This is a genomic window from Bacillus sp. EB106-04-02-XG92 (assembly GCF_058791995.1).
The window spans coordinates 426,269-438,247 of the sequence record NZ_JBYTEA010000002.1 but is presented as its reverse complement, the minus strand read 5'-3'; the positions used below and the strand labels follow the sequence as shown (position 1 = coordinate 438,247).

Genomic DNA, 11,979 nt, shown 5'->3' with positions numbered 1-11,979 from the left:
TTTTTCAGCCCCTCATCATACAAACATTATTGTATTAGTATTGAGGGTTTTCGGTTATTTTAAACAATGAAATTTTGAAAACAAAAAGCTCCTTCAATTAAGAAAGGAGCTCAAAGGCACGTGCTGGCCAATCGGTAATAATGACATCTACGCCATAATCAATCATAGTTTGTAAATCTTTGTATTCGTTAATGGTATAAGGGCGGAAAACGTATCCTTGTTTTTGCGCTAGTTGAACAAATTCCTTTGTAAGTATTTGGAAGTTTGGATGTAAACCAGTTGCTTCTCTAGTTTTTGCTTCGACAATAGGATCAGCAAGTGGTGTGTCATATAAAATCGCCCTTGGGATTTCAGGAGCTATTTTTGCTAATAATGAAACAGAGTCGTGGTTAAATGACGAAAATACAATTTGATTAGACAGATGGTATTCTCGAACGAGAGCAACAGCCTTTTCTTCAATATTTGGATAGTGAATAACATCCGTTTTTAACTCGATGTTGAGCTGTAACTTTGTTGTAGATAACCAAATGAATACTTCGCGTAACGTCGGAATTTTTGCTTCATGGAAAGAAAGGTCTTTATAGCTACCAGCATCTAAAGCTTGTAATTCCGCTACTGTTTTTTCAGAAACAAGACCGATGCCATTTGTTGTACGATCTACCGTTTCATCGTGAATCACGACAAGTTCACCATCTTTTGATAGGTGGACATCAAGTTCAATTCCATGGGCGCCAATACGTTCCGCTTCTTGGAAGGCAATCATCGTATTTTCTGGATGTGTTCCTTTTACCCCGCGGTGGGCGAAAATAAGTGGTTTATTCATACGGAAATCTCCTTATCGTTTCTTTTCTTTCATTATGAAACTGCTTTTGGAAAAATACAATTGAATAGGATAAACATTTACAAAAGTCTAACAGTTGCATAAAAGTTAACGTTAACGTAAAATGTAATAATCGAGTGAAGGGAGGAATAAACATGTATAAAATTGATGAAGTCACAAAGCAAGTTGGTTTAACAAAACGTACACTTCGTTATTATGAGGAAATTGGTTTAATTCATCCCCCTGAACGTAGTGAGGGGAACATTCGCCTGTATACAGACGAGGATATCGCCAGAATTAAAAAAATTGTGGAAGCGAAAGAAGTGTTAGGGATTACGCTTCAAGAAATGCAACATTTCTTATCGTTAAAAGAAAGAATGGAGCAAAGAAGAAATAGTGAGAATCCTCGTGACCACGAAGTTATTCAAGAAATTAAAGAGATGCTTGAACAACAAGTGCAAACGCTAGACGAGAAAATGGAGCAGATGCAGCGTGTAAAGGCAGAACTTGAAGATAGCTTACATCGTGCAGTGACATTTTTAGAGAGCACAAAAGGAGAATGATTAAAATGGAGAGCAAACAAAAACTAGGGAGATTGATTACAGTGGTGGCTACCTTCCTTGCCTTTTCGGGCATAGGGGTAGTCGATCCAATTTTACCAAGCATTGCTGAGCAAATTGGTGCATCGCATTGGCAAGTAGAGATGTTATTTACAGCATATATTTTAACGATGGCGATTATGATGTTACCAGCTGGAATATTCGCATCGAGATTTGGTGATAAACGAATGATGACGATTGGTCTTGCGATTGTGACTGTATTTGCGTTTATATGTGGTATATCGCAAACGATTGCTCAATTATCTCTTTTCCGCGCAGGATGGGGATTAGGAAATGCAATGTTCTTCGCAACGGCGATGACATTATTGATTACATTAAGTAAAGAAGTTCATGAAGCAGTAGGGTTGTATGAAGCAGCTATCGGTTTAGGGATGGCAGGCGGACCGTTATTAGGCGGGATATTAGGTGGACATTCTTGGCGTTACCCATTTTTTGCGACGAGTATTTTAATTTTCTTAGCATTTATTTTAGTTTTCTTTTTTGTAAAAGAACCGGAGCGAAAAGTGAAGCGTAAAGCGGCAGGCGTAGAAGAATTACTTAACCTGGTGAAGTATAAACCGTTTATGCAAGGTGCGATTTCAGGAATGCTATACTACTACGGATTTTTCGTTGTGTTAGCATATTCACCACTTATTATGCATTTATCTGCTATTCAATTAGGATTTGTATTTTGTGGATGGGGATTAGCGTTAGCTTACGGTTCTGCAATTTTGGCCCATAAGTTAGAAGGGAAATATGAGCCGAAAGCATTGTTGAAAGGTAGTTTACTCGTATTTGCACTGTTCTTAATCGCACTATTTTTTGTGAAAGTTATGTGGTTACAAATTGTATTAATTGTTCTATCAGGATTAGCATCTGGATTAAATAATGCATTATTTACAAGTTATGTAATGGATATTTCACCTTATGAAAGATCTGTTACATCAGGTGTTTATAACTTCGTTCGTTGGTTAGGTGGCGCGATTGCTCCCATCTTATCAGGAATCATCGGTCATACTGTTTCACCACAAAGTCCATTTTTAGTCGGTGGAATTGTTGTGTTAGTCGGTTGCGTAATGCTTTTAATTCCGATTCGAAAACCGGTAGAAGTAGAGAGAAAGGCCCTTTCTTAGGAAAGGGTTTCTTTATACATATATATTGGAACCCTCTGACTAAAATATATTTTCGGTATTTTTGTACTTTTAACTATACTTTTTGGATGTTTTGTTTTATTTTTGTTAGGGGACATTAATGATGTTCCTATTATAAATTTGCATTGAAAGGCGTGATTGTACGATGGAACTATGGTTCACTGAAAAACAAACAAAACATTTTGGGATTACGGCGCGTATTAACCGCACATTACATACGGAGCAAACAGAATTCCAAAAACTAGATATGGTTGAAACGGAAGAGTTCGGAAACATGCTTATTTTAGATGGCATGGTTATGACAACAGAAAAAGATGAGTTCGTTTATCATGAAATGGTAGCACACGTACCTTTATTTACACATCCAAACCCTGAGAACGTATTAGTTGTTGGCGGCGGTGATGGCGGTGTTATTCGTGAAGTATTAAAACACCCAAGCGTAAAGAAAGCAACTCTTGTTGAAATCGATGGAAAAGTAATTGAGTACTCTAAACAATACTTACCATCAATTGCAGGCGCATTAGATAATGAGCGTGTAGAAGTAAAAGTAGGAGACGGTTTCCTACACATCGCAGAGAGTGAAAATGAATATGACGTAATTATGGTAGATTCTACTGAGCCAGTAGGACCAGCAGTAAACCTATTTACAAAAGGCTTCTACGCTGGAATCTCTAAAGCGTTAAAAGAAGACGGTATTTTCGTTGCACAAACGGACAACCCTTGGTTTACACCAGAACTAATTACAACTGTGTTTAAAGACGTAAAAGAGATTTTCCCAATTACTCGTTTATACACAGCGAATATTCCGACTTACCCAAGTGGTCTTTGGACGTTCACAATTGGATCTAAAAAACATGATCCATTACAAGTAAGTGAAGAGCGTTTCCACGAAATCGAAACGAAATACTACACAAAAGAATTACACAATGCAGCATTCGCATTACCGAAATTTGTTGGCGATTTAATTAAGTAAGAAATCGAGTTTGAACAAATAAAGTGTAAGTAGCTCATTTAAGGTGTTTGTCCAGAAGACTTGAACATGCTAGCTACTTACACTCCTGTAAAGAAAATCGTCTTCTTGTTATGAAAAAGAAGACCCGGTAAATCGAGAAAGAGGAGCAACTCGCTCCAAATTTGAGAAATAATGAAAGGTTGGGATACCTTAAGTTCCACATAAGGAGGAAAAGAATATGCGTTTTGATGAAGCTTATTCAGGTAAAGTATTTATTAAAAGTCATCCAAGTTTTGAAGAGTCAAAGGTAGTTATTTACGGGATGCCTATGGATTGGACAGTAAGTTACCGTCCAGGTTCTCGCTTTGGCCCTGCACGTATTCGTGAAGTATCAATCGGTCTTGAAGAATATAGCCCATATTTAGATCGTGAACTAGAAGAGGTAAAATATTTTGATGCGGGTGATATTCCATTACCATTCGGAAACGCACAACGCAGCCTAGACATGATTGAAGAGTATGTATCAAAACTTTTAGATGCCGGTAAGTTTCCACTAGGTCTCGGCGGCGAGCACTTAGTGTCTTGGCCAATTTTTAAGGCAATGGCAAAAAAATATCCGGATTTAGCAATCATCCATATGGATGCTCATACTGATTTACGTGAATCGTATGAAGGGGAGCCTTTATCCCACTCTACGCCTATTCGTAAAGTGTGCGATTTAATTGGTCCGGAAAACGTATATTCTTTCGGTATTCGTTCTGGAATGAAGGAAGAATTCGAATGGGCAAAAGAAGTAGGTATGAACTTATATAAATTTGACGTATTAGAACCGTTAAAAGAAGTATTACCAAAACTTGCAGGACGCCCAGTTTATGTCACAATTGACATTGACGTATTAGACCCAGCTCATGCTCCTGGAACAGGAACGTTAGAAGCTGGAGGTATCACATCTAAAGAATTATTAGATTCCATCGTAGCAATTGCAAATTCAAATATAAATGTAGTTGGAGCAGACTTAGTGGAAGTAGCTCCTGTCTACGACCATAGTGATCAAACACCAGTCGCAGCAAGCAAATTCGTGCGGGAAATGCTGCTCGGTTGGGTGAAGTAAAAGCGGAGGCAGCTCGCTCAGAATCGCAGGTCATTGGAACGCTCGACCGAGAGTGTGAAATGGCCGGAGATTCTAGCTGCTGTAGCTGGATAAAGTAAAAGTGAAGCCGACTGTTTAGACCCGGTGACTAAGGTTCTTTCCTGCAAAAGGTGCTTTTTACCTTTTGGCAGGGAAGGTTCTTAGACGCAAGGGTCTAGGAGGCGTAGCTAGATAAAACAAGAGCCCCCTATATGAATAGGGGCTCTTGTTTTATCGATATGTGTCGGTAAATCGATATATTAAAAAAATCGCCGATATAATTTTATTTACCGTTACGTGACATAAAAAAGAGCTATTCTCAAACGATGAGAATAGCTCTTTTTCTTATGCAACCTTCTCTTCCGAAGTAATGCCGCGAATTTCATCAGCAGAACGAATTGGATATTTACGGAACACCATTGATCCGATATATCCAACAATCGTGGTAACGATTCCACATAATACAGCAGCAATCGTTACTTTTACAACGTCATTAAATCCGAATAAGACAAGTAGTCCTGGGATTGGTGATGCTGTTCCTGGTGCATTATTAACGAGCTGGAACAGAGATGTAATAATACCAGCAAGTGCACCGCCAACGAAGTTTGTCGCATAAATTGGAATTGGATTTGCTGAGACAACATCGGCTTGTGTTAAAGGCTCGATTGCTACAGCTATTGTGTCTTTCTTTGAACAAATCTTTAGTCGTTTAAAGAAAATAAAGTTCATTGGGGCTGAGGCTGCTACGGCAAGACTACCGATTGCCATTGGTAAACCTGTTAAGCCAAGCATTGCAGTTAGTGCCATAGAACTTAATGGAGAGGTAGAAATAACTGTTATTAATCCACCAAGCATAATACCCATAATGATAGGACTTTCTGTAGTTGCAACTGAAATCATAGAACCGATTTTACCGAGTGTTGCGTTTACGAGCGGATCCATAAGCATGGCCATTCCGCGTGAGATTGGTGCAGCAATAAATAAAATTGCTAAAAACTCTACACCAGCTGGTAATTTCTTTTCAAGAAATTTCACGACGAAAGCGCAAACGTATCCAGCGAAAAATCCTGGTAAAATACCGAATCCACTAGTAGCGATACCGATTAAAACAGCATATACGGGTGAAACACCGATTGCTAGAGCGACTAAAATCGCCGCTGCGACACCGCTCATACTACCAGAAGCTTCCCCTACTGATTGTAAAAAGTCGTTATGAAACATTTCTCCACCGATATAACGGTGAAATGCTTCAATAAGAAAACTTGCGATTGCTGCATTAGCTAAAGCACCCATTGCTTTCATGCCGTAAGGAGCACGGTAACTAAAAAGTGTAAATAGACAAAGTACAACAAGTAATAGTGCTAAACCTTGCAAGATAGCCATTTGAAAACTGTCTCCTTTGATTTTTGTAATAAAAATTCGTATCATTCAATAATAATATAAAAGTTTGTTAAACGGAAAAACTTTTTGTCCGGAAATTGCTGTAAGGTGAAAATGCCTTACAATAATGTAAGGAAAGTGTAAGGCATTTAGATAGAGTATAGTATGTCATTTTTCGTATAATACAAGTAGATATATGACTTGAGAAAAAGAAGTGCAAACAGGAGGCGCATGTATGAAATTGGTAATTAAAGTTTTAGCTGTATTCGCCATTATTCTAGGTGGAACAGCGTATTATTTGAATACAAAAACAGAAGGTGTACATGCTTTTGTAGACAACTTCTTTTCAAATAAAGAAATACAAGATTATTATGCGGTTATAGATAAAGGTGAGAAAAAAGACGGAGAATATTTGTATACATTTAAAGGGTATACAGAAGACGGAAAGTTACAAGTTGTGAAAAGAATGATGAACCGTGAATTGCATACGGGAGCGTTTATAAAAATTTATGCAAAAGGTATGCAAGGAAAAGGATGGGCTGAAATCCCGAAAGAATCAGTTCCGCAAAAAGCGTTGGAAAAAATAGAAAAACCATAAAAGGAGCGACTCATTCGCTCCTTTTTTAGTGCGTTAAAATGGTGATAGATGTCTTTTCTTTGTTAGAAATGATTTTTGCACGCCCACCAATTGGGAAAGTGAAAATCGGGGTTGTATGCCCGAAACTTGCGTTTGCAATGATAGGGATATGTGCAAGTTCAGGTTTTGAAGCAATCATTTCTTGGATGTCTTCTATCGTACATTCTGCACCTTTTTGCATCTTTCCTATAACGATACCTTTTATGTACTCAAAATCTTGCTGCTGCATAAGGGAATGTAAATAACGATCAAAAGTTTTAAGGGTAGCTGTTCCAGTTAAACTATCCTCTTCAAGAAATAAAATTTTGCCTTTTAAATTTGGCATATATGGTGTACCTTGCAGTAAATTCAATGTGCTCATATTACCACCGATAATCTCCCCAGTTGCTTCGCCTTCGTGAATTGAAACATATCCTTCATTTTTAATAAACTCTCGATTTTCCTGATCAATGTACCAAGAATCATCACTCCATGTTTCAGATGGTAGGACTTCAATAGGCTCAGTAGAAGTTAAGCATTGTAAAAAGTAATCTTTTGTATACTCGAGACCTTTCTCCATTCCAAATGAAGAGAAGTGGGGTCCTGAATATGTAACGAGTCCTGTTTTTGTGTAAATTGCATTATTTAACGCAGTGATATCCGAATAGCCACAGAAAAACTTCGGATTTTCTCGAATTAAATCATAATCGAGATGTTTTAATAAGCCATTAGAGTTATATCCACCAAGTGTCGTCAAAATTGCTTTTACATTCGGGTCTCTAAATGCCTCGTGGATGTCTTGAACGCGTGAAGAAATAGAAGAGGAAGCAAATCGATCGATCTCGTCAGCATATGTTGAGAATGTAACTTGAAAGCCCATGTCGGTTAATCTTTTGATAGCAAGCTCTTGGCACGTATTTGAGACAATACTTAAACTACAAGATGGTGAAATAACTCTAATTTCATCACCTGTTTTTAATTTCTTTGGTAGCATTTAATTCACCTCTTTAAATGAAAGAATATTTAGATTTAAAAAATATTTTATCATATGAAATAAAGTGAAAGTGAATTATTTTTTGAAATGGAGTTTTCCTGATTTTTCAGCAGACAGACAGAGGTTTTTTTTGATATGATAGGAAAAGTGATTTATCCCACTTTAATGGGCAGTAAGACCCCCACCTCAAAATTCAGCAAAGCAAAGAATTTAGGTGGGGGATCAACTGCCCATAAAAGTCCGATTGGTTCAACTAATAATCAGCGGGGGATGAAGAAAACCCCCACTGATTAAAGTTTCACTTTATTATAAGTAGTATTTAATATCTATAACATTTGAAAGGTGTGCAAGACGTGAAGAAACAACTTGCAGGCTTGCCGGTACACGTTCATTTCGTAACAGAAATCCGTGAAGGGGCGAGAAAGGAAACCGTTGCTTTTGAAGCAAATGGTCAATACTATGTAAAAGGTCAAGGTACATACGTAACATTCCAAGAGCCGAACGAACAAGGCGAAGTGAAAACAATTATTAAAATTCAAGATGAACAAGTTCTTATTATGCGTTCAGGTGCTGTTTCAATGCGTCAAACGCATGTGAAAGGCGAATGGACAACTGGTACGTACACGAGTGAACTTGGTACGTTTGCATTGCAAACAAAAACTGATAACGTTCTTTTTAAATGGTCGGATGAAAAGAAAAAAGGACAACTTTTCTTAACGTACGCATTGCTTCTAAGTGAACAAGAAGCTGGCAGATATACAATTACACTTAATTTGAAGGAGGCAAAATAATGAATTCTTTAGAACAAGTAAAAGGATTGATTAAAGAAGAAATTCAAGCTGCTGTATTAAAGGCAGAATTAGCGACAGAAGAACAGATTCCAAACGTTGTATTAGAATCTCCAAAAGATAAAACAAATGGTGACTTCTCTACAAATATGGCAATGCAACTTGCACGCGTTGCAAAAAAGCACCTCGTATGATTGCAGAAGAACTAGTTGCAAACTTCGATAAAGCAAAAGCTTCTATTGAAAAAATCGAAATCGCTGGTCCTGGTTTTATTAACTTCTATATGGATAATAGCTATTTAACAGATTTAATTCCAACAATCGTAAACGCTGGTGAAGCTTACGGTGAAACGAATACTGGTAAAGGTGAAAAAGTACAAGTTGAGTTCGTATCTGCGAATCCAACAGGTGATCTTCACTTAGGACATGCACGTGGTGCGGCAGTAGGTGACACTTTATGTAACCTATTAGCAAAAGCAGGATACGATGTATCTCGTGAGTACTACATCAATGACGCTGGTAACCAAATTCATAACTTAGCTCTTTCAGTTGAAGCTCGTTACATGCAAGCTTTAGGATTAGAGAAAGAAATGCCAGAAGACGGATACCATGGTGCGGACATCATTGGAATCGGGAAACGTTTAGCTGAAGAGTTTGGCGATCGTTATGCGAAAGCTGATGAAAAAGAAAGCTACGAATTCTACCGTGAGTACGGTTTAAAATATGAGTTAGCAAAACTTCAAAAAGACTTAGAAAGCTTCCGTGTTAAATTTGATGTATGGTTCTCAGAAACATCATTATACAAAAACGGAAAAATCGATCAAGCTCTTGCAGTATTAAAAGAGCGTGAAGAGATCTTTGAAGAAGATGGAGCGACTTGGTTCCGTTCAATGACTTACGGTGACGATAAGAACCGTGTATTAATTAAAAACGATGGTTCTTACACGTACTTAACGCCGGATATCGCGTATCACCGTGATAAATTAGAGCGTGGTTTCGATAAGTTAATCAATATTTGGGGTGCTGACCACCACGGTTACATTCCTCGTATGAAAGCTGCTATCCAAGCGCTAGGTTACGATAAAGAAACACTTGAAGTAGAAATCATCCAAATGGTACAACTGTATCAAAATGGTGAAAAAATGAAGATGAGTAAGCGTACAGGTAAAGCAGTTACACTTCGTGAGCTTATGGAAGAAGTAGGCGTGGACGCAATGCGTTACTTCTTCGCAATGCGTAGCGGTGATTCTCATTTAGATTTCGATATGGACTTAGCTGTATCAAAATCTAATGAAAACCCAGTATACTATGCACAATATGCACATGCTCGTGTATGCAGTATCCTTCGTCAAGGTGAAGAGTTAGGATTAGCTACAGGCGGAGATGTGAACTACAAACTTGTTACTTCTGAGAAAGAAGTAGAGTTACTGAAAAAACTTGGTGAATTCCCAGCAGTAGTTGCGGATGCAGCACAAAAACGTCTACCACACCGCATTACAAACTATGCATTTGAATTAGCAGCAGCATTACACAGCTTCTACAATGCAGAAAAAGTATTAAACCAAGATAACTTAGAATTAAGTAAAGCTCGCTATGAGTTAATGAAAGCAGTACGCACTACACTTCAAAACGCACTAGCAATCGTAGGAGTATCTGCACCAGAAAAAATGTAATTAGGAAAAGCGGAAGCGGCTCGTTCAGAATAGAGGGGGATGGAGCTCCTGACAGAGAGGCGTACTTTGCCTCGAAGGAAGGCGCGAAGCCACCGAGTATTCTAGCCGCTGGAGCTGGACAATAAAGAAAAGCGGAGCCGACTGTTTAGTCCCGAAGGCTAAGGTTCTTTCACACAGAAGATGCATTTTATCTTCTTGTGGGGAAGGTTCTTAGACGGAAGGGGCTAGGAGGCAGAGCTGGACATAAAGAAAAGCGGAGCCGACTTTCGCTTTCAGTAAAAGGCAATCACACGATGTTGTGATTGCTTTTTTTTATGGAGATAATATAAAAATAAAATTTCATCAAACAAAAAGGGAATTTGCGTCGTCTTATATAAATGACAGGAGGTTTCCGATGGAAGAAAAAGTAGAAGAATTAATTGATATATATAAGCAGCAAATATATTCCTTATGCTATAAATTAGCGAAAACGAAAGAAGATGCAGAAGATATTTTTCAAGAGACTTGGATAAAAGTTTTTTCCTCTAGGCACCAACTTTCTTACGTAGAAAATTATAAAAAATGGATTACTACAATTTGTGTTCGGACATTTTATGACTTTTATCGTAAAAAGAAAAGGTGGAAAGATCGTGTATTGGATTTGTTTCATAAAGAGGATGGTGGAGAAATAGACTTCGCAGATGAAGTGAATATATCAGAAGAGTTTATTCAAAAAGTGGAAGCAGAAATGATACGGGAAGTTATACAGTTATTGAATGAAAAATATAAAACCGTGCTCGTACTCTACTATTATGAACAATACTCTTATAAAGAAATGAGCGAAATATTAAATATACCGATTGGTACGGTGAAATACCGCCTTAATTATGCGAAGAAGCAAATGCGGGAACATTTGGAGGGGTTCGTTTATGACGGAAGATAAGTTTGATCAGAAGATAAAAAGTAGTTTAGCGGGAGAGATGATTCCTAGTGCAGAGCTGCTAAACAATACGAAAAATAGTGTGCGAAAGGCTCGGAAATTAGAGAAAAGATGGTTTGTTTTTATACATGTTATTTGGATTGTGTTATTAACAATTATGGTAGAGCAGTTTGTTGTTCATTTAGATAATAAAAAAACTATCATAATAGCACTTGTTATAGTGATGCACTTATACATTCCTATTTATATTGTCATACAGTCATTTTTAAAGAAGGAGTATAAATTACATGATAGAGTTCGATAATCCATTTGTAGTATTTGAGATAGCTGGGATTACAATGTTTTTGGCTTTTATCGCACTTTTAGTATGTGTAGCATCATGGGTATATACAGATGCGAAAATGCGTGGAATAAGTAAGTGGTGGAGTGTTATAGCGATTGTATTGCCATTTTTTATTGGAGTTTTGTTATATATGATACGAAGAAGTAACAAGAAAATAGAAGGAGAACATACGATGAAGGCTATGAAAAAACAAAAGATAACATTAGTTGTCATATTTGCAAGTGCGATGTTTGTATTACTGAGCGGCTTTGCTTTCGTTCAAACGTTAGATGATATGTGGAAAGCTGGTGATATATATTTAGAAAGTGAGAAGCAAGGAGAGACAAGTTATGAAGCAAAATTCTCATCATGGGATATTGCTGGGAAAGACATTGAACTGGGGTATGCAAAAGATACAGAAGTAACATTTTCTTATGAGACAGATGCAAAACGTGGGAATTTATGCTTTAGTTTGTACGAAAGACAAGGGGAAGGGATAAAAGAGTTAAAGGAAATTTGCGAAGCGAAAAAAGGTACTTTTACAGTTACATTAAAAGCGAATGAAAAATATGTGTTTAGTATAAGTGGTGTAATGGTGAAAGATGGATTTGTAAAAGTAAAATGGAAAGAGAAATAA

Annotated in this window: 12 protein-coding genes and 1 pseudogene; 10 read left to right on the top strand and 3 right to left on the bottom strand. The window is 37.5% G+C overall.

All coding sequences use genetic code 11. The features are described from left to right. Window positions 1-97: 97 nt before the first annotated feature. Window positions 98-823, bottom strand: a complete 726-nt coding sequence (locus tag AC3WVA_RS08205) for a glycerophosphodiester phosphodiesterase (protein ID WP_071757840.1) — start codon at window positions 821-823, stop codon at window positions 98-100. A 152-nt stretch (window positions 824-975) separates the two neighbouring features. On the opposite strand from AC3WVA_RS08205, the gene AC3WVA_RS08200 reads away from it, so the two are divergent. The 4 genes from AC3WVA_RS08200 (at window position 976) to speB (ending at window position 4,633) form a co-directional block, all read left to right on the top strand. Next, complete coding sequence (locus AC3WVA_RS08200; protein ID WP_492321858.1) at window positions 976-1,383, top strand: MerR family transcriptional regulator; 408 nt, start codon at window positions 976-978, stop codon at window positions 1,381-1,383. Between the two features lie 5 nt (window positions 1,384-1,388). Then, complete coding sequence (locus AC3WVA_RS08195) at window positions 1,389-2,552, top strand: MFS transporter (RefSeq protein ID WP_349303055.1); 1,164 nt, start codon at window positions 1,389-1,391, stop codon at window positions 2,550-2,552. A 163-nt stretch (window positions 2,553-2,715) separates the two neighbouring features. Beyond that, window positions 2,716-3,543 (top strand): polyamine aminopropyltransferase, encoded by an 828-nt coding sequence (gene speE / locus AC3WVA_RS08190; RefSeq protein ID WP_000424698.1) that lies wholly within the window; start codon window positions 2,716-2,718, stop codon window positions 3,541-3,543. 217 nt (window positions 3,544-3,760) lie between these two features. After that, window positions 3,761-4,633, top strand: coding sequence for an agmatinase (gene speB / locus AC3WVA_RS08185; RefSeq protein WP_048528013.1), 873 nt, complete (start codon window positions 3,761-3,763; stop codon window positions 4,631-4,633). Window positions 4,634-4,996: 363 nt separating this feature from the next. On the opposite strand, the gene AC3WVA_RS08180 is transcribed toward speB, so the two are convergent. Beyond that, on the bottom strand, window positions 4,997-6,034 hold the full coding sequence (locus AC3WVA_RS08180; RefSeq protein WP_195756006.1) for a PTS sugar transporter subunit IIC: 1,038 nt from the start codon (window positions 6,032-6,034) through the stop codon (window positions 4,997-4,999). Between the two features lie 232 nt (window positions 6,035-6,266). Between AC3WVA_RS08180 and AC3WVA_RS08175 the strand changes: the two genes are divergently transcribed. Next, complete coding sequence (locus tag AC3WVA_RS08175) at window positions 6,267-6,629, top strand: YxeA family protein (RefSeq protein WP_048528014.1); 363 nt, start codon at window positions 6,267-6,269, stop codon at window positions 6,627-6,629. 25 nt (window positions 6,630-6,654) lie between these two features. Here AC3WVA_RS08175 and AC3WVA_RS08170 read toward each other — a convergent pair whose 3' ends face one another. Beyond that, entirely contained in the window at window positions 6,655-7,641 is a 987-nt protein-coding gene (locus tag AC3WVA_RS08170; protein ID WP_098880609.1) for a S66 family peptidase, read from the bottom strand. A 353-nt stretch (window positions 7,642-7,994) separates the two neighbouring features. Here AC3WVA_RS08170 and AC3WVA_RS08165 point away from each other — a divergent pair, with 353 nt between their 5' ends. From AC3WVA_RS08165 to AC3WVA_RS08145, 5 genes and pseudogenes are all read left to right on the top strand, one after another. Further along, a complete protein-coding gene (locus AC3WVA_RS08165; RefSeq protein WP_000744345.1) occupies window positions 7,995-8,432 on the top strand; it encodes a YwiB family protein in 438 nt (145 codons plus the stop codon). Continuing rightward, a pseudogene (gene argS / locus AC3WVA_RS08160) lies at window positions 8,432-10,101 on the top strand (arginine--tRNA ligase). Before AC3WVA_RS08165 ends, argS begins: the two are co-directional and overlap by 1 nt. A 394-nt stretch (window positions 10,102-10,495) precedes the next feature. Beyond that, window positions 10,496-11,023, top strand: coding sequence for an RNA polymerase sigma factor (locus tag AC3WVA_RS08155; RefSeq protein WP_098520091.1), 528 nt, complete (start codon window positions 10,496-10,498; stop codon window positions 11,021-11,023). Next, window positions 11,010-11,324, top strand: coding sequence for an anti-sigma factor (locus AC3WVA_RS08150; protein WP_270673096.1), 315 nt, complete (start codon window positions 11,010-11,012; stop codon window positions 11,322-11,324). The genes AC3WVA_RS08155 and AC3WVA_RS08150 overlap by 14 nt, the downstream gene beginning before the upstream one ends. Next, entirely contained in the window at window positions 11,308-11,979 is a 672-nt protein-coding gene (locus AC3WVA_RS08145; RefSeq protein WP_098344687.1) for an ABA4-like family protein, read from the top strand. Before AC3WVA_RS08150 ends, AC3WVA_RS08145 begins: the two co-directional genes overlap by 17 nt.